We start from the raw sequence: 22,102 nt of genomic DNA on the forward strand, positions 1-22,102 counted from the left end.
CATCCCGGGCGCTCGATGATCATCGTTGGCAGCGCCGAGGCCAAGCTGGTGGTCTACCCGATCGCGCACGGACCGGAGCCATCCTCACCAGCTCCCTACAGGCGTCCGGGGGGCGCCCGAGGGCAGGTGAACCAACCCGGCCTCACCCGACGAACCTGGTCATTTCCTCACGCGGGCCGGGCCACCGCAGACCGGGCCCGGAGGTTGGCCAGGAACGCGGCCGGGGGGACGCCGGTGAACTGGTGGAAGTCGCGGATCAGGTGGGCCTGGTCGGCATACCCGCACTCCTCGGCGATCTGGTCCCATCGTGCGGGTGGGTGGGTGGCCAGGCGGCGCCACACCGTATCGAAGCGGACCAGTCGGGCGGCGGTCTTGGGCGGCAGGCCGACCTGTTGTTTGAACCTGCTGATCAGGTGTTTGTGGCTCCAGCCGACCTCGTTCGCGAGCCGGCCGACCGGCAGCTTGCCCCCGGTGGCGGTCAGCCGCCGCCACGCCCAGACGACCTCTGGTGCGGGTTGGGGGCCGTCCTGGGCTCGCCGCAGCAGGTAGGCGTCCAGCAGTGCGAACTGTTGCCGCTGGTCCGGTGTGGAGCGGAGCTGGTCGGCCAGGCGCCGGATGCCGGTGCCGAGCACGTCGGCCAGGTCCATGACCTGGCCGCTGATGGCGCCGTTGGGCAGGCCCAGCCGGTAGGCGCCCAGCGGCGTCAGCCACTGCTGCATGTAGGCGTGCGCGGGGGCGTCCCGGTGCACGTGGCAGAAGTCGTGGGCGCCGATGAGGAGTTCCGGGGGGCGCCATGCCGAGTCGTCCAGTTTCAGGACGATGCCTACGACCGCCGTGGCCGGACTGACGATGTCCTGGGGTGGCGCGGCCGGCTCGGTGAAGCCGGCGTAGCCGCGTGCGAGCAGTCCTCGCAGCCGCGGGTGCGGCGAGCCGCCGACGCGTGGCACCTCGACCCGCTCTGAGACCAGCACGATCCTCGTCCTGGACACCGGCATGTGGCCTCCCTGCGGCTCCTCGACCATCGTCTGCGATCGGCCAACCTCACCGGAGTGGTCCGCCATTGCAGCGCCGACCGGCACGCTTCGCAACCTCCGAGGTCAATTTCCTTCAAGACCTCCCGCGGACCGGCGCCTATCGTCGCGGCCGTCCGGGGAGGTGCTGTGTGACTGGCTCAGGTGATTCGGCGACGCCAATCCCCTCCCGCTGACCGCGAACGGCGTCACGGCCACGTGGCTGAGCGCAGCGCTCCGCACCCGCTACCCCGGCGTTGTGATCACTCGGGCCGAGCCGGTGCAGCTCATCGACGGAACTGCTACCTGAAGGTGCTCGCAACGTTCGGCGTGTTCGCCCCCGGACTGGACGAGGCGTGGAGCGACTACCGCCGGGCGACGGTCTACGGCTTCCTCAGCTGGCTGTGCAACATGGACCTCTGGCAGCCGGCCGACGTGAACACCGGGACCTACGCACGCTTCGGCCTGGCGATGATCGATCACGATACGTATGCCAGCTATGAGAGCCGGTAGATCTGGTGGGCGCGGCAGGGATCGAACCTGCGACCGCTCGGGTGTAAACCGAGTGCTCTCCCGCTGAGCTACGCGCCCGGGTCCAGGCCGCCGGAGCGGCCAGGAGATGTTAGGCCACCGAGGCCAGCGCCTTCTTCCACGCGTCCTGGTCGCGGGCCTCGCCGGGGGCGTTCACCTCGGCGAACCGCACGATGCCCGCCTTGTCCACCAGGAAGGTGCCACGCACGGCCATGCCGCGGTCGGCGTTGAACACGCCGTAGGTCTTTGCCAGCTCACCGTGCGGCCAGAAGTCCGACAGCAGCGGGAACTGGTAGGCCTCCTGGATCGCCCAGGCCTTGAGGGCGAACACGTGGTCGACCGACACGCCGAGCACCTGGACGTCCTCATTCTGGAAGCTGCCGATGTCGTCGCGGATCGCGCACAGCTCGCCGGTGCAGATTCCGGAGAACGCGAACGGGTAGAAGACGACGAGCACGTTGCGCCTCCCGCGGAACGACGAGAGCGTGACGTCCTGGTTGTTCTGGTCCTTGAGGGTGAAGTCGGGTGCCTCGGTGCCGACCTCGGGCGCCATGAGCAGGTCTCCTCGCTGCGAGCGGTGCGTTCGTCGAGGAGCCTAGTCGGGCGATGTCGCCCGCGGTGCGGATGGGAGGCACGGATGGGGACTGCGGAGTGGTTCCTCACGCGAGCCGAGCGGGGCAACCCGGCCTACCGGCAGCCGGACTGGTGCGAGGGCAACGACGTCCGGGCCCACGTGCACGGCAGCAGCTACTTCGCCCGACTGGCGGCGGAGGTGTGGGCGCTGCGGCCCGGCGACCACCTCTTCTTCACCGACTGGCGCGGCGATGCCGACGAGCTGCTCTGCCCCGATGGGCCCACGGTCGGCGAGCTGTTCTGCGACGCCGCGCGGCGCGGCGTGGTCGTCAAGGGACTCATGTGGCGCTCGCACGCCGACGAGCTGTCATACAGCGGGGAGGAGAACCGCCAGCTCGGTGACGAGGTACACGAGGCGGGCGGCGAGGTCCTGCTCGACGAGCGGGTGCGCAGGGCGGGCTCCCACCACCAGAAGCTCGTGGTGCTGCGCCACGTGGCCGACCCGGGCCGGGACGTGGCGTTCGCCGGCGGGATCGACCTGTGCCGCTCCCGCCGCGACGACGACACCCACCGCGGCGACCCGCAGGCCGCGCCGATGGCCGTGGCCTACGGCGAGTACCCGCCGTGGCACGACGTGCAGCTCGAGGTCCGGGGTCCGGCCGTCGGCCTGCTCGACGCGGTGTACCGGGAGCGCTGGGAGGATCCTCATTCGGTCGACGTCCACAACCCGATCGCGTGGCTGCGCGACCGGCTCTCGAACACCGACATGCGGGCCGACCCGCTGCCCGAGCGGCCACCTGACCCGCCTGTTGCCGGGCACGCGACGGTCCAGGTGCTGCGCACGTACCCCGCGGTCCGGCCGGGATACCCGTTCGCCCCGCACGGCGAACGATCGGTGGCACGGGCCTACGTGAAGGTTCTCCGCCGCGCGCAGCGTCTGGTCTACCTCGAGGACCAGTACATGTGGTCGCCGCACATCGCGCGGCTGCTCGCCGAGGCGCTGCAGCGCAACCCCCGGCTGCACCTGATGGTGGTCGTGCCCCGCCACTCCGACGTGGACGGCCGGTTGGCGCTGCCGCCCAACCAGGTGGGCCGGGTGCAGGCGATGGAGGTGTGCGAGCGGGCCGCCCCCGACCGGGTGCACGTGTACGACCTGGAGAACCACGAGAGCACCCCGGTGTACGTCCACGCGAAGGTCGCCGTCGTCGACGACACCTGGGCGTGCGCAGGCAGCGCCAACCTCAACCGGCGCTCCTGGAGCCACGACAGCGAGCTGTCCGTCGCCGTTCTCGACGACGACCGCGACACCCGCGAGCCGCGCGACCCCGGCGGGCTGGGCGACGGAGCCCGGCCCTTCGCCCGTGACCTACGGCTCACGCTGCTGCGCGAGCACCTCGATCGTCGCAGCGACGACGACGCCGACCTGCTCGACCCCGACGACGCCGTCCGCGCCGTGGAGGCAGCGGCGGACGCGCTCGACGCATGGCACGACGGCGGCCGGGTCGGGCCGCGCCCGCCCGGGCGGCTGCGCCACCACCGGCCCGAGCGGATGCGCACGCTCACCCGGCTGTGGGCCGTTCCGGCCTACCGGCTCGTCTACGACCCGGACGGGCGGCCGTGGCGCGACCGCGTCCGAGGCCGCTGGTGAACGGCATGAGCTCCGCTCAGCACCGTCTGTTCGCTCCGCAGAGCTCCGCTCAGCGCCGGGACTTCGCCGCCTTCGGCGCCACGAGCCGCGAGCCCACCCAGCCTTCGCTGACCGTGATGTTGGAGGTCTGCGAGAGCCCGGCCGTCGGCGCGGCCTCCGCGATGTCGCTCGGCTCGACGTGTCCCGGGCGCCCCGTCTTCGGGGTGAGCACCCAGATCACGCCGTTGTCCGCGAGCGGTCCGATGGCGTTGATCAGAGCGTCGACGAGGTCCCCGTCGCCGTCACGCCACCACAACAGGACGAGGTCGATGACATCGTCGGCATCCTCGTCGAGCAGATCGTCGCCTGCTCTCTCCTCGACGGCGTCGCGCACCGCCTCGTCGACATCGCTGTCCCAGCCGAGTTCCTGGACAACCATGCCCGGCTCGACGCCGAGCTTGCCCGCGATGTCGGACGTACGTCCGGCATCATCCGCGGCGACCACGCGTGTACCCCTTTGCCTCGTGCACTGCTCGCAGCCGGTGCCCTGCCCCCCGACCCCGGCCTCGTCGGTTGCGGAATCCGAACACGACGACTGTCCGGCGCGCAACCACTCGTTACGAGATCGAGCGCCGAGGGGCACGATAGGGGACGACAGCAACAGAGAACGACTCAGCTCTACCAAGGCAGGGAGATCCCTTGACCGGCCAGAACACCGACGGCAGTGCCCGGACCCCCGGGACGGGGCCGCGGCGTGTGCACGTCATCCGCGACGGGCTCGCCGCCCACCTGCCGGACATCGATCCCGAGGAGACGGCCGAATGGCTCGACTCCTTCGACGCGGTCCTCGACGCCGCAGGGCAGCAGCGCGCCCGCTACCTGATGCTTCGGATGCTGCAGCGGGCGCGGGAGCGCCACGTCGGCGTCCCGTCGCTGACCAGCACCGACTACGTCAACACCATCCCGACCGACCGGGAGCCGTGGTTCCCGGGCGACGAGGAGACCGAGCGGGCCTACCGCCGCTGGATCCGCTGGAACGCCGCGATGACGGTGCACCGCGCGCAGCGACCGGGCATCGGCGTCGGCGGGCACATCTCGTCCTACGCCTCGTCGGCCACGCTGTACGAGGTCGGGTTCAACCACTTCTTCCGCGGCAAGGATCACCCGGGTGGGGGTGACCAGGTCTACATCCAGGGCCACGCCTCCCCCGGCATCTACGCCCGCGCGTACCTGGAGGGGCGCCTCTCGGAGGACCGGCTCGACGGCTTCCGCCAGGAGCTCTCGCACGGCGGGCCGGGCCACGGCCTCCCGTCGTACCCGCACCCGCGGCTCATGCCGAACTTCTGGGAGTTCCCCACGGTCTCCATGGGGCTCGGCCCGATGAACGCGATCATGCAGGCGCGGTTCAACCGGTACCTGCACCACCGCGGCATCAAGGACACCTCGCAGCAGCACGTGTGGGCGTTCCTCGGCGACGGCGAGATGGACGAGCCGGAGTCGCGCGGCCTGATCCACGTACCGGCTACGGAGGGACTCGACAACCTCACCTTCGTCATCAACTGCAACCTGCAGCGGCTCGACGGCCCGGTCCGCGGCAACGGCAAGATCATCCAGGAGCTGGAGTCGTTCTTCCGGGGCGCGGGCTGGAACGTCATCAAGGTGATCTGGGGCCGGGAGTGGGACGCCCTGCTGCACGCCGACCGCGACGGCGCGCTGATCAACCTGATGAACCAGACGCCGGACGGGGACTACCAGACCTACAAGGCCAACGACGGCGGCTACGTCCGCGAGCACTTCTTCGGGCGCGACCCGCGCACGAAGGCGCTGGTCGAGCCGATGTCCGACGCGGAGATCTGGAACCTCAAGCGTGGCGGGCACGACTACCGCAAGGTCTACGCGGCCTACGCCGCGGCGCTGGAGCACCACGGCCAGCCGACGGTGATCCTCGCCAAGACCATCAAGGGCTACGGCGTGGGCCCGAGCTTCGCCGGGCGCAACGCGACCCACCAGATGAAGAAGCTGTCGCTCGCCGACCTCAAGCAGTTCCGCGACGAGCAGCGCATCCCGATCTCCGACGCGGCGCTCGAGGAGAACCCGTACCTGCCGCCGTACTACCACCCGGGCGACGACGACCCGGCGATCCAGTACATGCGGGAGCGCCGCCGTGCGCTCGGCGGGGACCTGCCGTCACGGCGCACGACGTCGAAACCGCTGGTCCTGCCCGGCGACAAGGTCTACGAGACGATCCGGAAGGGCTCGGGCAAGCAGGAGGTCGCCACCACGATGGCGTTCGTCCGGCTGCTGCGCGAGCTCGTGAAGGACAAGGAGATCGGCGGCCGGTTCGTGCCGATCATCCCGGACGAGGCGCGCACGTTCGGGATGGACTCGATGTTCCCGACCCAGAAGATCTACAACCCGAACGGGCAGCAGTACACGTCCGTGGACGCCTCGCTCATGCTCGCCTACCGCGAGAGCGAGCAGGGTCAGCTGCTGCACGAGGGGATCAACGAGGCCGGCTCGGTGGGCTCGTTCACCGCGGCGGGCACGTCGTACGCCACGCACGGCGAGCCGATGATCCCGGTCTACGTCTTCTACTCGATGTTCGGGTTCCAGCGCACCGGCGACTCGATCTGGGCCGCCGCCGACCAGATGGCCCGTGGGTTCCTCGTCGGCGCCACCGCGGGCCGCACCACGCTCACCGGTGAGGGCCTGCAGCACAACGACGGGCACTCGCTGCTGCTCGCGGCCACCAACCCGGCCGTCGTCGCGTACGACCCGGCGTTCTCGTTCGAGGTGGCGCACATCGTCAAGGACGGTCTGCGGCGCATGGTCGGGGAGGACGCGGAGAACGTCATCTACTACCTCACCGTCTACAACGAGCCCTACGTCCAGCCGGCCGAGCCCGATGACCTCGACGTCGACGGGCTGCTGCGCGGCCTCTACCGGTACGCGGCCAGCCCGCGTGCCGAGGGACCGCAGGTCCGCCTGCTCGCGTCCGGCGTCGCCCTGCCGTGGGCCCTGCAGGCCAGGGACATGCTGGCCGAGCAGTGGGGCGTGGGCGCCGAGGTGTGGTCGGTGACGTCGTGGGGCGAGCTGCGCCGCGACGGCGTCGAGTGCGAGCAGCACAACCTGGTGCACCCGGACGCCGAGCCCCGCATCCCGTACATCACCCGGGCCCTCTCCGGGGATGCGCCGGTGGTCGCGACGTCGGACTGGATGCGCGCGCTGCCCGACCTGGTACGCCAGTGGGTACCCGCGCCGTTCACGAGCCTCGGCACCGACGGCTTCGGTCTCTCCGACACCCGGCCCGCCGTGCGGCGGCACTTCAACGTCGACGCCGAGTCGATCACGGTGGCGGCGCTGGAGACGCTCGCCGCACGCGGCGAGTTCGACCGCGGCGCGGTGGCCGAGGCCGCCGCGAAGTACCGGATCGACGACCCGCAGGCGGCCGGGCCGCAGACGAGCGACAGCGGCGTGGCCTGACTGGTGCCCCCGGCGGGGGCACTTGACACCGCACACCGGGAAGCCGCGTTCCCCGCCCTTCCGAGGGCGGGAACGCGGCTCTCCTTTGTGAAAATGCCGGAAAATCACTGGTCATTGACTCTCGGCAGGGAGGCCCGAACACGATACGCTCCGGCGCGACGCCGCCAGCGAGTGATCGCGAAACGGTGTCCCGACCGGGGCGCGGAGCGTTCGCGCCAGGCGGCGCGAGGCCGGGGGCAGTGCCCCGGCACAGGTACGAGGAGAGCAGGAATGGCAGAGGGCACCGTCAAGTGGTTCAACAGCGAGAAGGGCTACGGCTTCCTCGCTCCTGACGGTGGTGGCGCGGACGTGTTCGTGCACTACTCGGCGATCCAGACCAACGGATACAAGAGCCTCGACGAGGGGCAGCGCGTGTCGTTCGACATCGAGCAGGGTCAGAAGGGCCCGCAGGCCAGCAAGGTCACTCCGCTCGGCTGACAGCCGATCTCCCGAGGTCCCGGCGCCGCGGCGCTGGTTGATCCCTCCACCTCCGCAGCCGTGCGACGGTACGGAGGCCGTCCCGGGCCGCCGGTGGCGGCCTGCTGAGCCACCGCCGCCGTCACGGCATGCCGTGCGATGCTGCCCCGCGTGAGCGACGACGAGGTGCGGGCGACCTCCGGGTTGTCCCCGGCCACCTTGCGCAAGCTCGAGCTGGCCACGGGTGATCTGGCCGCCGCATGTCTCGCGGCCATGGCGCAGCGTCAGCCGTGGTTCGCGCGCCTGTCGGCGGAAATGCGTGCGGGCGTCCAGCTCGTCACGCAGACCGGCATCGCGAACTTCGTGGCGTGGATCGGTAAGCGCTGGGCCGCGGAATCGGGCGGAGCACCTCGGCTCACGGCCGAGGCATTCCGGATCGCACCGCGCGATCTGGCACGCCGGCTGACGCTGTCGCAGACGGTCGACCTCGTCCGCATCGCGACCGAGGTCTTCGAGGAGCACCTGCCGCCGCTCGCGGCCGACGAGGCCGAGCGGCGTGCACTCGTCGAGGGCGTGTTGCGGTTCGGCCGGGAGATCGCGTTCGCCGCCGCGACGGTGTACGCAGGCGAGGCGGAGAGCCGCGGCGCGTGGGATGCGCGCGTCGAGGCGCTCGTCGTCGACGCCGTGGTGCGCGGGCCCGGCGCGGAGTCCGGCAACACCGCGCGCAGCTGGGTCGACGGCCTGGTCTCGCGCGCGTCCGCGCTCGGCTGGGACCCGGCCGAGCCGTTGCGCGTCGTGGTGGGCAGCCCGGCCCCTGAGGCCCACGAGGAACTGCTCGTCGAGCTGCGCCGCGAGGCCGACCGGTCGGGTCAGTCCGTGCTGGTCGGCGTACAGGGCAACCGCCTCGTCGTGCTGCTGTCCGAACCACCCGGCCTCGACACCGGCGGTGACATCGGCACCGTCGTCGAGGCCTTCGGACCGGGCCCCGTCGTCGTGGGACCGCGGGCCGCCGACCTCCCCGGCGCGCACGCCAGCGCCCGTGACGCGCTGGCCGGCCTCCGGGCCGCCCCGGCCCGCCCGGACGCGCCCCGCCCCGTGGCCGCCGACGACCTGCTGCCCGAGCGCGCCCTCGCAGGCGACGCGGTCGCGCACCGCAGGCTCGTCGCCGCCGCCGTCGAGCCGGTGGCCGCGGCGGGCGGCGAACTGCTGACGACGCTGGCGGCGTTCCTGGAGAGCGGGAGCGCCCTGGAAGCGTGCGCGCGGTCCCTGTTCGTCCATCCCAACACCGTGAGATACCGGCTACGGCGCGTGACCGAACTCACCGGCCTACGCCCCACCGATCCGCGCGACGCCCTGGTGCTCCGCATCGCTCTGCTCGCGGCCCGACTCCATCCCCTCGACGCCACCTGAGCTGCGCAGATCCCACAATTCAGCCGGTGCTGCGGCGGCCCGCAACCCGATCGTGACCGTAGCTCGTTGGAGGAAACCTCCAAAACCCGCGCACGGAGTTGGTGCGCCTGACGCATTCCCGCACCCAGGTCGGTCCCGGTTTGCTACGTGACGTGATTGCCCTGCTCGCACCCGGCCAGGGATCTCAGACCCCGGGCATGCTCGCCCCGTGGCTCGACGACCCCGCGGCCGAGGAGACCCTCGCCCGATGGTCCGACGCCACCGGTCTCGACCTGCGGCGGCTCGGCACCACCGCCGGCGCCGACGAGATCAAGGACACCGCCGTCACGCAGCCGCTGGTGGTCGCCGGCGCCCTGCTGGCCGCGGCCCGCCTCACCGCGCGCGCCACGTTGCCCGCCGCCGCGCCCGCCGCAGGCCACTCCGTCGGCGAGCTGGCCGCCGCCGCGGTGGCCGAGGTGCTCACCGCCGACGCGGCCGTGTCGCTCGCCGCGGTGCGCGGGCGCGAGATGGCCGCCGCCTGCGCGCTCGCCCCCACCGGAATGAGCGCCGTGCTCGGTGGGAAACCCGACGAGGTGCTGACGAAGCTCGCCGAGCTGGGTCTGGACCCGGCCAACCGCAACGGGGCAGGTCAGGTCGTCGCAGCCGGCCCGCAGGCCGCCCTGGCCGAGCTCGCGGCCGCACCGCCCGAGCGCGCACGCGTGATCCCGCTCCCGGTGGCAGGCGCGTTCCACACCCGCTTCATGGGACCCGCCGAGGACGCGATGCGCGCCCACGCCGAGAAGATCTCCCCGGCCGATCCGGTACGCCCATTGCTGTCCAACGCCGACGGCGAGGTCGTCACAGACGGCGCCGAGGCGCTGCGCCGGCTCGTCGCGCAGGTCACCCTGCCGGTGCGCTGGGACGCCTGCATGGCGCGCCTGCGCGAGCTGGGCGTGACCGCGGTGATCGAGCTGCCGCCTGCCGGCACCTTGGTGGGGCTCGTCAAGCGCGATCTCAAGGGCACGGCGACGCTGGCCCTCAAGACCCCTGACGACCTCGACCGGGCCGTCGACCTCATCACCGAACACGCGGGAGCCGACACGTGACCCGATCGACCCAGCCCGGCCGGATTCGGCTGCGCACCGCCCCGCCCGTCGCGGGCGCCCGGATCCTCGGAATGGGCAGCGCGCAGCCCGAGAACGTCGTCACCAACGACGACCTCGCGCAGCGGATGGACACCAACGACCAGTGGATCCGCGAGCGGGTCGGCATCCAGAGCCGGCGCATCGCGAAGGAGGACACGCTGCTGGTCGACATGGCCGCCGAGGCCGGGTCGCGGGCGGTGAAGGACGCGGGGATCGCGCCCACCGAGATCGACACGGTGATCGTGGCGACCTGCACGATGCCGAGCGGCATCCCGAACGCGGCCGCGCAGACGGCGGATCGGATCGGCATCCCGGCACCCGGCGCGTTCGACCTCAACGCAGCGTGCGCCGGCTTCTCCTACGGCATCGGCACCGCCGCCGACCTCGTTCGCGCCGGATCGTCGCGGCACGTGCTGGTGATCGGCGCCGAGAAGCTGTCGGACTGGATCGACTGGACCGACCGCTCCACGGCGATCATCTTCGCCGACGGGGCCGGTGCCGTCGTGCTGGGTCCGGCCACCGACGAGGCGTCTGTCGGCGTCGGCCCGCTCACGTGGGGCAGCGCCGGCGACATGGCTCAGACCATCCACATCAACCCCGACACGAACGCGCTGTTCCAGGAGGGACAGGCGGTCTTCCGCTGGGCCACCACCAAGATCGCGCCGGTGGCGCTGAAGGCGATCGAGCTGGCCGGGCTCACCCCCGCCGACATCGACGTGTTCGTGCCGCACCAGGCCAACCTGCGCATCGTCGACGCCGTGGCCAAGCGGCTGCGCAAGGAGGGCGCCCGCGAGGACATGGTCGTCGCCGACGACATCGTCCACTCGGGCAACACGTCCTCTGCGTCGATCCCGCTCGCCATGGACCACATGCGCGCCGACGGGCGTCTGCGCTCGGGCGATGTCGCCCTGCTCGCCGGGTTCGGCGCGGGCCTGTCCTTCGCCGCCCAGGTCGTCATCTGTCCCTAGGATCCCCTGCGCTGGATCAGCACTTGCTGGATCGAGCCCCCTGACCCCCACAGAAGGAGAGAACACCGTGGCCGACAACACCGAGATCCTCAGCGGGCTCGCGGAGATCGTCGAGGAGGTCGCCGGCATCGACACCGCCGAGGTGTCCGCCGAGAAGTCCTTCGTCGACGACCTGGACATCGACTCGCTGTCGATGGTCGAGATCGCCGTGCAGGCCGAGGACAAGTTCGGCGTGAAGATCCCCGACGACCAGCTCGCCGAGCTCAAGACGGTCGGCGACGCCGTCGACTACATCGCGAAGAACCAGTGACCCCGCGGCGGCGGGACCGGGAGGCGGAGGTGTCATGAGCTCTGAGGTCGACGTTGTCATCACCGGGCTCGGCGCGACGACCCCGCTCGGTGGGGACGTCGCATCGACCTGGGAGGGCATGCTCAGCGGGCGCTCCGGCGTCCGGCGGATCAACGACGACTACGACTGGATCGATCGCTACGAGCTGCCGGTGAAGATCGGCGCGCCGCTCGCGGTCGAACCCACCGAGGTCCTCCCCCGGGTCCAGTCCCGGCGGCTGGACCGGGTGGAGCAGCTCGCGGTCGTGGCCTCGAAGGAGGCCTGGGCGGACGCCGGATCACCGGAGGTGGAGCCGGAGCGGCTCGGCGTGGTGGTCGGGACCGGTATCGGCGGCGTCACCACCCTGCTCGCGCAGGACGATCTGCTCGAGACCCAGGGGCTGCGCAAGATCTCCCCGCTGACCGTGCCGATGCTGATGCCCAACGGGCCCGCCGCGTGGGTGAGCCTCGAGTTCGGCGCACGTGGCGGCGTGCACGCACCGGTGTCCGCGTGCGCCACCGGCGCGGAGGCCCTGGCCTGGGCGCTCATGCTGATGCGCAACGGCGAGCTGGACGTCGTCATCGCCGGCGGCGCCGAAGCCTGCATCACCCAGCTCACGGTGGCCGGCTTCGTGCAGTCGCGCACGCTCTCGCAGCGCAACGACGAGCCGGAGCGCGCCTCCCGGCCGTTCGACACCGGTCGCGACGGGTTCGTGCTCGGCGAGGGCGCCGGGATCATGGTCCTGGAGCGGGCCGAGTTCGCGGCCGCACGCGGTGCCACCGTGCACGGGCGGCTGGCCGGCGCGGGGCTGACCGCCGACTCCTACCACATCACGGGGCCGGAGCCGGAGGGGATCGGCCAGTCACGGGCCATCGCCAAGGCCGTGCGCGACGCGGGGCTGGAGCCCACGGACGTCGGCCACGTGAACTGCCACGCCACCTCCACGGTCGCGGGCGACGTGGGCGAGACCAGGGCGGTGCGCAAGGCCCTCGGTGACCACCCCGTCCTCACGGCCCCCAAGGGGTCCTTCGGGCACCTCGTCGGCGCGGCGGGCGCGGTCGAGAGCATCATCACGGTCCTCTCGATCAAGGAGGGGATCATCCCGGCCACCCTCAACCTCGAGAACCTCGACCCCGGCGTCGAGCTCGACGTGGTGGCGGGCGAACCGCGCAAGGTCGACCTGCAGGCGGCGGTGTGCGACTCGTTCGGGTTCGGCGGCCACAACGCCGCGATCGCCTTCACGAAGGCCTGAGTCAACAGGCTTCTCGCGCGGAACTGCCGCCCCCGGTCCGGTCGATCAGGGGCGGCGTTCCGCGCATCGGCAGCGTGGAGCGCCAGCAGATGCGTTCGGCCTGCAGGTCCTGCGGCGCATTCTCCACCGATTGCGTGCTGATGAACCGCACCCGCACCAGCAGCCCACCCTCGGGGTCCGGGTCGATGCGCTCCACCCGGATCGAGCCGTCCCGCGTGGTGGCATAGGCCTTCTGCCACTCCTGCTCGCCCAGCGCTTCGGCCCGCGCCGGCACGACCGTGGCACGCCACTGCGCGTAGTCGCGGTCGTTGATGGCGTCGTAGTGGCGCTGCAGCTGGGCACCCACCTCATCGCCCGCCGGGTGGGCCGCCGCGTCCGCGGAGAGCTCCACCTCGCTCGAACCCACGCCCTCGGCCGGAACCTCCGGCGGCCCTCCGCGATCCCGCGATGCGAGCGCCGCGGCGCCCCCCACCACCAGCAGCACCGCGAGGACGATCGCGACGCCGGCCGTCCCAGCGCGCGTCACCGGCCCACGCCGCGTACATCCACCGCAGACCCCCTCCGAGTCGGTCGACGATCAGTGTGCCGGGCCGCGGCAGACGGGCAAACACCGGTGGTGATCTCGTGACGTTCCGGCCATGAAAAAATGCTCCGCGGCTGCTCCTGCACGCGCTCGAGATCGCCCGAGGGTCTTGGCCGCTCCCGAGAGCTCGGCAGTTCCGAACTCGTGTGGAGTGGTTGCGCCCAAGATCCGCAGTGTCGGTTGGCTATGGCTGTGGCGACAGCCATGGGCAAACCGACAGTTCGGATCATGCGCGCCGCCGCCCGGTGAGCCCTTGGTCCGAGCCTGGTCACCTGCCGGGCGTGAGGGCGGTCAGCCCGTCGATCGGGGCCTATCGAGTTCGGCCTGGTCGGGCGGGGTTCCGGTGGGCGCGCCGTCCCCCGGCTCGGGACACCCGACGGACGCTAGTGGTCGGGTTCGTTAGTTCGTCGGGGGTCATGCTGCGGCTGGCAGCGGCTGGTAAGTGGGCGGTGGGTCGATCTGGTCGAGCAGTGCCCGTAGGTCTGTGCGGGTGAAGGTCCAGTCGAACGGTGTTGCGTTGCTGTTGTAGCGGTCTTGGAAGGCCAGGATGCGCTCTGCGAGGGCGTCGAGGTCGGCGAAGTCGACCGGGGTGATGGCCTTGCGTTGCAGGATCGAGAAGTAGATCTCGACCTGGTTGAGCCAGGACGCGTGGATCGGCAGGTGCACCAGGGTGGCGGTGGGCCAGGCTGTGGCCATCCGGTCGATCGAGGCCTGCCCGGCGTGCGAGGAGCCGTTGTCGACGATCCAGAACACCCGCCGCGCGGAGGCGTGGGGCTCGGTGGTCATGACCTTGGCGACGAGCTCGGTGAAGGGTTCGATCCCGGTCTTGGGGGCGATGGTCCCGATCACGCGGGCGTGGTGGACGTCGTAGGCGGCGAAGTAGGCCAGGGTCCCGCCGCGGCGGTACTCGAACTCCACGTGCCGGGTGTGGCCCGGCCCGGGCGGGCGGCCGGGATGGCGGCGGCGCAAAGCTTGGAGCTGGGACTTCTCATCGGCGCTGATCACGTAGTCGTGCGGACCCAGCGGGGCGCCTTCCCAGGTGCGGGCATATAGGTCCAGGGCGCGGGCGGCTTTGGACTCGAAGTCGGGGTCGCGGGGGAAGATCCAGGAGCGGTGCTGCCAGGGTTTGATCGCGGCGCGGGCCAGCCAGCGGCGCACCGTGGACCCCGAGATCGCCGAGACGACACCGCGGGCGACGGCTTCGGTGGCCAGCTCGGTGCTGCTCCAGCGCGACAGCGGTATCCCGGTCTCGGCGGGCAGCGCGCAGGCCAGCGCGGTGATCGCCGCAACCTGCACCGCGGTGAACCGCCGCGGCCGCCCGGATCGGGGCCGATCGGCCAAGCCCCCCAGACGCCCGGCGGCGAACCGGCAGCGCCATCGGCGGGCGGTGTCGACACACAGCCCGAGGTCGGCGGCGATGGCGGCGTTGGAGCCCCCGGCCGCAGCGGCGAGCACGATCTGGGCTCGGACCCGGTCCCGATGCTCGATGCGCCCGCCGCGCACTCGCGCCAGCAGTTCGGCCTCCTCGGCCGGGGTGAGCACGATGACGAACGGGCTGGCGACGGGCATCCCCGCGTTGTCCACCCGCGCCAGGACGCGAGCGCCGCGACACACCATGATCACCCGAGCGGGCGACGGACGGCTGTCTACTTGGGCCCAGCAGCGCGGCCGAGGACTGTCACGATGAGCAGGTGCCCACGTTCCCTGAGTCGACCAAGATCTCCGTGCGGCAGAGGCTGAGCGCTCGTGCCCGCGAGCGTTGGCCACAGATCAGCCAGTTGCGCATGCGTCACCGCGGGGTGTTCACCTACGTCGAGGCCACCACCGACACAGCGACCCTGCCACTGTGTCGACTGCGCTACGTCGGGTCCGCCCACCACTGGCAGGTCGCGATCTACCGGGCCAGCCACGACGACTACCAGGAATCGATCTTCCCCAGCGGGCTACCGATCGGAACCTGCCAAGACGCCCTCGACCTCGCCTGCGGCCTCTACCTCAACGATCCCACGGCCTGGCACGACCTCAGACCCCCGACGAACTAACGACCGGGACCACTAGCGCCCGAACGGAGCAGCGCTCGTCGGCGAAGAGCGGAACGTACGGTATGCCCGGCTGGGCGTCCGGATCGTTATCCGACCTGGTGCAGGAGCGTTCCGGCGGCCCCGTCGCCGGCCAGCCGGAACGGCTCGAGGGCGTCGTCCCACGCCGAGCCGAGCAGCTCGTGCACCCGCCCCGCGAGGCGGCTCGCCGGCACCTCCGCGAGCAGGCTGCGCAGCCGGTCCTCCCCCACCACGATGTCGCCGTTGGCGCTGGTCCGCCCGTTCCACAGGCCGAGGGTGGGGACGTGACAGAACCGCTCGCCGTCGACCCCGTGGCTGGGTTCCTCGGTGACCTCGAAGCGCAACATCGGCCAAGCCCGCAGGGCACCCGCCAGCGCACCACCGCTGCCCGCCGGCCCGGTCCAGCTGCACTCGGCACGCAGCTGCCCGGGTGCGGCGGGTTGAGGTGACCAGTGCAGCGAGACCTTCATGCCGAGCACGCCCGAGATCGCCCACTCGACGTGCGGGCAGACCGCAGTTGGCGACGAGTGGATGAAGACCACGCCGCGTGCGTTCACTGCAGACCTCCAACGTCGACGAGGAACGTCTTCCCCTACGCCCTCGTACGCGTCCGGTCCGCTGATTTCGGTTGTGTGATCAGTCTGCCCGGTCGACCCCGACACGTCCAAACAGGCCGCCCACTCCGGGCGTGTCGCGGGCCGATCACCAGTCCGGCAGGCCAGCGCCGTCGAGGTAGCTGTTGCCCTCGAGCACGGCGCGCCGCGACACCCGCAGCGGCGCCTCCCCTGCGTCCCGCCGGAAGCGGTTGCCGCTGATCCGCACGTCGGACGGGCTGCCCGGCTCGTCCTCCCGGAGCGTGTAGCGCCCGCCCCCGAGCACGTTGCCGCGGATCACGATCGGGCCATCGCCGCGCCCCGTCGCGCGGTCGGGATCGAGCAGCAGGGCGCTACCGCGTCCCGGTCCGCTCCCCACGTCGACCTTGTTGTCCTCGACCAGCACGTCCCGGCCGCTCCCGCGCACCACCAGGGCCGAGGCCTCGCGGTCGGGCGGCGTGACGAAGTCGTGCACCGTGCTGTTGCGCAGCCGCGAGGACTCGCCGAGCCACGCGCCGTCGCCGGTCACCCGGGTGATCTCCACGCGCTCCCCGCTCCACCGGTCACCGCCGATGGCCGCCTCCGGGAAGTCGCCGGTGAGCGTGACGTCCTCGATCCGGACCGAGCCCCTGCCGGTGGTGACGATGCCGAAGGGCTGCGTGCCGTCGCCGACGACGCGGCTGCGGCGCACCACGACCTCCGGCGCGTCCACGACGACACCGCCACGGATCTCCCACCCGTCCAGCACGGCGCCGGCGGACGTGATCGTGCGGGCGGCGGTCGGGCACAGGCGCAGGCCGGCCGGCACGCCGACGCTGCCCCGCTCGGGCGCCTCGTACGGTCCGGCCGCGGCGCATTCCAGCGCGGCGACGGCCGGCGCGAGCGCCACGGTGGGCGGGTCGAGCGCAGGGAAAGTCGTGCCGTCGGTGGCGACGACCACCGCGGCGACGGCGAGCACGCACGTGGCGAGCCCGAGGCCGGCACGGGCGATCGCGCGCCCGGTCGCCCCGCTCATGGCCGCCTCTTCATGGCGGAAAGGGTACGACCGGATGGTCGCAAAGTCGCCGGCAGGGCTCTACGAAGAGTGAATCGTTATCACGATGTGTAGTGACGGATGCCGTCCCGATCCTCGACCGTGACCAGCTCACGCTCCGCCAGCACCTCGAGGTGCGCGGAGGTCTCGATGGTGGCGAGCATCCGGTTGAACAGGTCGAGCTCGGTGAACGGCGTGTCGCGCCGGGTCCACAGCAGCACGCCGGCCACCTCGTAGGCCGTCGAGCAGCCCTCCTGCACGGCGGCGAGCGTCGTGTCGAGCCGCTTCGCGTGGTGGGCGATCAGCTCGTCCACCCGCTGGTGCACGCGCATTCCGGTCGGCCCGTGCGCAGGCAGCAGCACCGCGTCCGGTCGCGAGCGTACGAGCTCCAGCGAGGTGAGGAAGTCCGCGAGTGGACTCTCCGCCGGTGCGGGTTCCAGCCCGAGGGACGGGGTGATCCGCGGCAGCACGTGGTCGCCGGCGAACAACAGCTCCCCGGCCGGGTCGGCGAACACGACGTGACCCCGGGTGTGCCCGGGCGTCGCGACGGCCTCCAGCACCCGCTGGTCGGCCGAACCCTCCCCCACCACGATCCGGGCGCCGTCGTCGATCCAGTCGTCGGGGAACTCGTACTCGGCCGGTTCGACGGGCGGCGGGACGTGGCGCTCCAGCTCCCGGACGAGCTCGTGGGCCCCCAGGCCGAGCAGCTGCTTGCGATGGTGGCGCTGCCCGGGACGCGTCCGGCGCAACACCTCGAGCCCGTGCTGCTCACCGCGCCCCAGCGCTACGCGCATGCCGAACTCCCGCCGCAGCACCACCGCCTGCGTGTAGTGGTCGCGGTGGATGTGCGTGACGAGGAAGCGGCGCACGTCCGCGAGGCCCGCGCCGAGCGAGGCGAGCGCCGTGGACAGCGCCTCCCGGGACTGGGCCAGCGCCCACCCGGCGTCGACGAGGGTCAGCCCGTCGCCGTCGGCCAGCGCGTAGACGTTGACCGCACGCAGGCCGTCGTTCGGCAGCGGAAGCGGAATGCGGTACACGCCCGGTGCACACCGGTACACCCCGGGCGCCGTCCAGTCACCCGCCGGGTCATCGTCGACGATCACGCGGCCCTCCTTCGATACGCCTCGACACGCTACGTCCCGCCGCAGCACACGCACGCGGGTGTGGCGAGCTGCACAGCCTCATCCGTGAGGGCGATCGCCGACGACAGCTGCGATCAGCGCCCGCCAAGCCTCGGGTTGGATGGCAACACCTCGGATTCGCTCGGCAGCGGACATCGCTCAGAGAGTCGGCGGGAGGCCCTCGTCCGAGCGGTGTGGACGCGTTCCACGATTTGTCCGGCACTCGCACCGGCGGCGCTTCGCGGGCGGCGGCGGGAAGGCCACCGGCGAGGGAGCACAGGGCGCTGTTGCGTGCCGGGCCGACTCGGAGCCGGCGCAGCAAAGAGGGAGCCGACCCAAGCGTCGGCTCCCTCTTCCGCGTTCAGGTCAGTGACCTCAGCGACGGATGCTCAATGCTGCATCAGCTGCAATTCCGCCCGTTCTCAGCTGCAGCCGCTGGTGGAGCCACAGCCCTCGCACAGGTAGCAGGATCCGGCCGGACGCATCTTGGTGCCGCAGGTCATGCACAGCGGCGCGTCGGCGGCCTTGCCGAGACGCAGCTCCAGCAGCTCGGTGGAGCTGCCCACCTCGACGGGCGCCGGAGCAGCCCCCTTCGGCTCCGCCTCCTTGTCGGCAGCAGGCGCGGCGTCGACAGAGGACCGCAGGCCCTCCACGTCGACCTCGCCGAAGCCCGACCCGTAGTCGGCGGCCGCCACCTGCGCCGACCGCTCCTCCGCGGAGAAGATGCCCAGCTCAGCGCGCTTCTCGTACGGCAGGTGGTCGAGCGCCAGCCGCCGGAACAGGTAGTCGAGCACGCTCGTGGCGATCCGGACGTCCGGGTCGTCGGTCATGCCTGCCGGCTCGAAGCGCAGGTTGGAGAACTTCGAGACGTAGAACTCCAGCGGGATGCCGTACTGCAGACCCACCGAGATCGACATCGAGAACGCGTCCATCACGCCGGCGAGCGTGGAGCCCTGCTTGCCGAGCTTGACGAAGATCTCGCCGAGCCCGTTGTCGGGGTACGACCCGGCGGTGAGGTAGCCCTCCGCCCCACCGACGGTGAACGACACCGTCTGGCTCGGGCGCTTCTTCGGCAGCCTGCGGCGCACCGGGCGCGACTCGACCACCACCGGCGCGGCGGCCTCCGCCGACTCGGTCTTGCGGGCCTCCTTGCCCGCCGACAGCGGCTGCCCGACCTTGCAGTTGTCGCGGTAGATCGCGAGCGCCTTCAGGCCGAGCTTCCAACCCTCGAGGTAGATCTTCTCGACGTCCTCGACGGTGGCCTCCTCCGGCATGTTCACCGTCTTCGAGATGGCCCCGGACAGGAACGGCTGCACCGCGGCCATCATCCGCACGTGGCCCATCGGCGCGATCGACCGCTCGCCCATGGCGCAGTCGAACACCTCGTAGTGCTCCTGGCGCAGGCCGGGGGCGTCGATGACGTGGCCGTGCTCGGCGACGTACTCGACGATCGCCTCGATCTGCTCCGCCTGGTAGCCCAGCTTGGCCAGCGCCCGCGGCACCGTCTGGTTGACGATCTGCATCGAGCCGCCGCCCACCAGCTTCTTGAACTTCACCAGCGCGAGGTCCGGCTCGATGCCAGTGGTGTCGCAGTCCATCATCAGGCCGATGGTGCCGGTGGGGGCGAGCACCGACGCCTGCGCGTTGCGCCAGCCGTTGCGTGCTCCGACCGCGAGGCCCTCCTGCCAGACCTTCGTGGCCAGCTTGTGGACCGGCGCGCTCGCGGGCAGCGTGCGCACGTCGTCGTTGGCCGCCGCGTGCTTGCGCATGACGCGCTGGTGCGCGTCGGCGTTGCGGGCGTAGCCCTCGTACGGCCCGACGACACCCGCCAGCTCGGCCGAGCGCTTGTAGGCCGCGCCCGTCATGAGCGAGGTGATCGACGCCGCGAGCGCCTGGCCGCCCTCGGAGTCGTAGGCGTGCCCGGTGGCCATCAGCAGCGCACCGAGGTTGGCGTAGCCGATGCCCAGCTGGCGGAACTTGCGGGTGGTGTCGGCGATCGGCTCGGTGGGGAAGTCGGCGAAGCAGATGGAGATGTCCATCGCCGTGATGATCAGCTCGACGGCCTTCTGGAAGCGCGCACCGTCGAACTGCCCGTCGTCGCCCAGGAACTTCAGGAGGTTCAGCGAGGCGAGGTTGCAGCTGGAGTTGTCCAGGTGCATGTACTCCGAGCACGGGTTGGAGGCGGAGATGCGGCCCGACTCCGGGCAGGTGTGCCAGTCGTTGATCGTGCTGTCGTACTGGATGCCGGGGTCGGCGCACTCCCACGCCGCCTGCGCGATCGTGCGGAACAACTTCTTCGCCGGCACGCGGTCGATGACCTCACCCGTCATCCGGGCGCGCAGCCCGAACTCGGAGTCGCTCTCGACGGCGCGCATGAACTCGTCGGTGACGCGCACCGAGTTGTTGGCGTTCTGGTACTGCACCGAGGTGATGTCGGAGCCGCCGAGGTCCATGTCGAAGCCCGCGTCGCGCAGCACGCGGATCTTCGCCTCCTCCTTGGCCTTGGTCGCGACGAACTCCTCGATGTCGGGGTGGTCGACGTCGAGGACGACCATCTTCGCCGCCCGCCGGGTGGCGCCACCCGACTTGATGGTGCCCGCGCTGGCGTCGGCGCCGCGCATGAACGACACCGGCCCGGACGCCGTGCCGCCGGAGGAGAGCAGTTCCTTGGAGGAGCGGATGCGGGAGAGGTTGAGACCGGCGCCCGAACCGCCCTTGAAGATCAGGCCCTCCTCGCGGTACCAGTTGAGGATCGACTCCATCGTGTCGTCGACCGCGAGGATGAAGCACGCGCTGACCTGCTGCGGGCTCGACGTGCCGACGTTGAACCACACCGGGGAGTTGAAGCTGAACACCTGGTGCAGCAGCATCCAGGTGAGCTCCTGGGCGAAGACCTCGGCGTCCTCCTCGGTGGCGAAGTAGCCGTGCTCCAGCCCGGCCCGGTGGTAGACCCCGACCACCCGGTCGATCAGCTGTCGCAGGCTCGACTCACGCGTGGGAGAGCCGACGGCCCCGCGGAAGTACTTGCTGGTGACGATGTTGGTGGCGTTGATCGACCAGAAGTCGGGGAACTCGACGCCGCGCTGCTCGAAGTTGACCGTGCCGTCACGCCAGTTGGTCATGACGACGTCCCGGCGCTCCCAGGTGACCTCGTCGTAGGGGTGGACACCGGGGGTGGTGTAGAGCCGCTCGACGGTGAGCCCTGCCTGCTTCCCGGACTTCGCGGTGCTCCTCTTGCCGCGTCCGGATGCGGCGCCGACGGTCTCGGTCATGCTCTCCCTCTCATTGCGCGCGCATCTGCGGGCTGGGGTCCACGGATGCGCGCTTTCCTGCGGTGCGGCGGATGTGTGGCGGCGGTGCATTTCGACGTCGTCCGGCCTCGGTCGGGCATACCGGATCACCGGCCGGCGGTGCCGGTTCGGTCGGGATGGGGCGGGCGGTCAGTCGGGCGGGTCGGCGCCCGGTGGTCTGCGCAAGTCGGAGATCTCCTTCTCGAAGTCCTCGATCGAGGAGAACGACTTGTAGACGCTGGCGAAGCGCAGGTACGCCACTTCGTCGAGCTCGCGGAGCGGGCCGAGGATGGCCAGACCCACCTCGTGGCTGGGAATCTCGGCGGTGCCCCCCGCGCGGACCGCCTCCTCCACCCGGTGGGCGAGCTTCTGGAGCGCGTCCTCGTCGACGGGCCGCCCCTGGCAGGCCCTCCGGACCCCGCTGACGACCTTCTCCCGGCTGAACGGCTCGGTGACCCCGCTGCGCTTGACGACGGCGAGCACGGGCTCCTCGACCGTCGTGAAGCGCCGGCCGCACGCCGCGCAGGACCTCCTGCGGCGAGTGGCCTGGCCGTCGTCGACCTCCCGGGAGTCGATCACCCGGCAGTCCGAGTGGCGGCAGAACGGGCAGCGCATCGGCTTCCTCCCCCTTCTGCAGAACCCCACCTGTTGTCGAACGAC

Annotated in this window: 20 protein-coding genes and 1 tRNA gene; 10 read left to right on the plus strand and 11 right to left on the minus strand. The window is 71.4% G+C overall.

From position 1 onward, the window contains the following. Positions 1-167: 167 nt before the first annotated feature. Positions 168-995 carry an AraC family transcriptional regulator gene (locus FHX44_RS43720; protein WP_170308718.1) on the minus strand — a complete coding sequence of 276 codons (828 nt, stop codon included), beginning with the start codon at positions 993-995 and terminating at the stop codon, positions 168-170. Between the two features lie 327 nt (positions 996-1,322). On the opposite strand from FHX44_RS43720, the gene FHX44_RS00950 reads away from it, so the two are divergent. Continuing rightward, positions 1,323-1,523, plus strand: coding sequence for a hypothetical protein (locus FHX44_RS00950; protein ID WP_147253707.1), 201 nt, complete (start codon positions 1,323-1,325; stop codon positions 1,521-1,523). Positions 1,524-1,526: 3 nt separating this feature from the next. On the opposite strand, the gene FHX44_RS00955 is transcribed toward FHX44_RS00950, so the two are convergent. Continuing rightward, positions 1,527-1,601: transfer RNA gene (locus tag FHX44_RS00955), tRNA-Val, on the minus strand. A 31-nt stretch (positions 1,602-1,632) separates the two neighbouring features. Further along, the gene (locus FHX44_RS00960; RefSeq protein ID WP_147253708.1) at positions 1,633-2,094 is read right to left on the minus strand and encodes a peroxiredoxin; all 462 of its coding nucleotides are present in this window, start codon (positions 2,092-2,094) and stop codon (positions 1,633-1,635) included. A gap of 84 nt (positions 2,095-2,178) precedes the next feature. Here FHX44_RS00960 and FHX44_RS00965 point away from each other — a divergent pair, with 84 nt between their 5' ends. Then, positions 2,179-3,762, plus strand: a complete 1,584-nt coding sequence (locus FHX44_RS00965) for a phospholipase D family protein (RefSeq protein ID WP_147253709.1) — start codon at positions 2,179-2,181, stop codon at positions 3,760-3,762. Positions 3,763-3,811: 49 nt separating this feature from the next. Here FHX44_RS00965 and FHX44_RS00970 read toward each other — a convergent pair whose 3' ends face one another. Next, positions 3,812-4,246, minus strand: coding sequence for a DUF3052 domain-containing protein (locus FHX44_RS00970; protein ID WP_147253710.1), 435 nt, complete (start codon positions 4,244-4,246; stop codon positions 3,812-3,814). A gap of 194 nt (positions 4,247-4,440) precedes the next feature. On the opposite strand from FHX44_RS00970, the gene aceE reads away from it, so the two are divergent. The 7 genes from aceE to FHX44_RS01005 all read left to right on the plus strand — a co-directional run bounded on the left by aceE (position 4,441) and on the right by FHX44_RS01005 (position 12,762). Further along, on the plus strand, positions 4,441-7,224 hold the full coding sequence (gene aceE, locus FHX44_RS00975) for a pyruvate dehydrogenase (acetyl-transferring), homodimeric type (RefSeq protein ID WP_147253711.1): 2,784 nt from the start codon (positions 4,441-4,443) through the stop codon (positions 7,222-7,224). A 270-nt stretch (positions 7,225-7,494) separates the two neighbouring features. Then, a complete protein-coding gene (locus FHX44_RS00980; protein WP_147253712.1) occupies positions 7,495-7,701 on the plus strand; it encodes a cold-shock protein in 207 nt (68 codons plus the stop codon). Positions 7,702-7,851: 150 nt separating this feature from the next. Continuing rightward, entirely contained in the window at positions 7,852-9,090 is a 1,239-nt protein-coding gene (locus FHX44_RS00985) for a PucR family transcriptional regulator (RefSeq protein ID WP_246170141.1), read from the plus strand. 152 nt (positions 9,091-9,242) lie between these two features. After that, the gene (locus FHX44_RS00990) at positions 9,243-10,175 is read left to right on the plus strand and encodes an ACP S-malonyltransferase (RefSeq protein WP_147253714.1); all 933 of its coding nucleotides are present in this window, start codon (positions 9,243-9,245) and stop codon (positions 10,173-10,175) included. A gap of 29 nt (positions 10,176-10,204) precedes the next feature. After that, positions 10,205-11,182: a beta-ketoacyl-ACP synthase III gene (locus tag FHX44_RS00995; protein WP_147260835.1), complete on the plus strand. Its 978-nt coding sequence runs from the start codon at positions 10,205-10,207 to the stop codon at positions 11,180-11,182. 67 nt (positions 11,183-11,249) lie between these two features. Next, a complete protein-coding gene (locus FHX44_RS01000) occupies positions 11,250-11,492 on the plus strand; it encodes an acyl carrier protein (RefSeq protein ID WP_142099296.1) in 243 nt (80 codons plus the stop codon). Positions 11,493-11,526: 34 nt separating this feature from the next. After that, positions 11,527-12,762: a beta-ketoacyl-[acyl-carrier-protein] synthase family protein gene (locus FHX44_RS01005; RefSeq protein WP_147253715.1), complete on the plus strand. Its 1,236-nt coding sequence runs from the start codon at positions 11,527-11,529 to the stop codon at positions 12,760-12,762. A gap of 1 nt (position 12,763) precedes the next feature. Here the strand turns inward: FHX44_RS01005 and FHX44_RS01010 are convergent, their stop codons facing one another. Together FHX44_RS01010 and FHX44_RS01015 are read right to left on the minus strand one after the other, a co-directional pair. Next, complete coding sequence (locus FHX44_RS01010; RefSeq protein ID WP_147253716.1) at positions 12,764-13,288, minus strand: hypothetical protein; 525 nt, start codon at positions 13,286-13,288, stop codon at positions 12,764-12,766. Between the two features lie 471 nt (positions 13,289-13,759). After that, on the minus strand, positions 13,760-14,914 hold the full coding sequence (locus tag FHX44_RS01015; RefSeq protein ID WP_246170142.1) for an IS630 family transposase: 1,155 nt from the start codon (positions 14,912-14,914) through the stop codon (positions 13,760-13,762). A gap of 122 nt (positions 14,915-15,036) precedes the next feature. On the opposite strand from FHX44_RS01015, the gene FHX44_RS01020 reads away from it, so the two are divergent. After that, the gene (locus FHX44_RS01020; RefSeq protein ID WP_147253717.1) at positions 15,037-15,387 is read left to right on the plus strand and encodes a hypothetical protein; all 351 of its coding nucleotides are present in this window, start codon (positions 15,037-15,039) and stop codon (positions 15,385-15,387) included. 86 nt (positions 15,388-15,473) lie between these two features. Here the strand turns inward: FHX44_RS01020 and FHX44_RS01025 are convergent, their stop codons facing one another. From FHX44_RS01025 to nrdR, 5 genes are all read right to left on the minus strand, one after another. Continuing rightward, positions 15,474-15,962: a DUF3145 domain-containing protein gene (locus tag FHX44_RS01025; RefSeq protein ID WP_170308719.1), complete on the minus strand. Its 489-nt coding sequence runs from the start codon at positions 15,960-15,962 to the stop codon at positions 15,474-15,476. 145 nt (positions 15,963-16,107) lie between these two features. Beyond that, entirely contained in the window at positions 16,108-17,013 is a 906-nt protein-coding gene (locus FHX44_RS01030; RefSeq protein ID WP_147253718.1) for a hypothetical protein, read from the minus strand. 80 nt (positions 17,014-17,093) lie between these two features. Beyond that, complete coding sequence (locus FHX44_RS01035; protein WP_147253719.1) at positions 17,094-18,134, minus strand: MBL fold metallo-hydrolase; 1,041 nt, start codon at positions 18,132-18,134, stop codon at positions 17,094-17,096. A gap of 440 nt (positions 18,135-18,574) precedes the next feature. Beyond that, complete coding sequence (locus FHX44_RS01040; protein ID WP_147253720.1) at positions 18,575-21,424, minus strand: vitamin B12-dependent ribonucleotide reductase; 2,850 nt, start codon at positions 21,422-21,424, stop codon at positions 18,575-18,577. Between the two features lie 168 nt (positions 21,425-21,592). After that, a complete protein-coding gene (gene nrdR / locus FHX44_RS01045) occupies positions 21,593-22,057 on the minus strand; it encodes a transcriptional regulator NrdR (protein WP_147253721.1) in 465 nt (154 codons plus the stop codon). Between the last annotated feature and the right edge of the window lie 45 nt (positions 22,058-22,102).

The sequence above is a fragment of the Pseudonocardia hierapolitana genome (assembly GCF_007994075.1).
In the GTDB taxonomy this organism is placed as follows: Bacteria; Actinomycetota; Actinomycetes; order Mycobacteriales; family Pseudonocardiaceae; genus Pseudonocardia; species Pseudonocardia hierapolitana.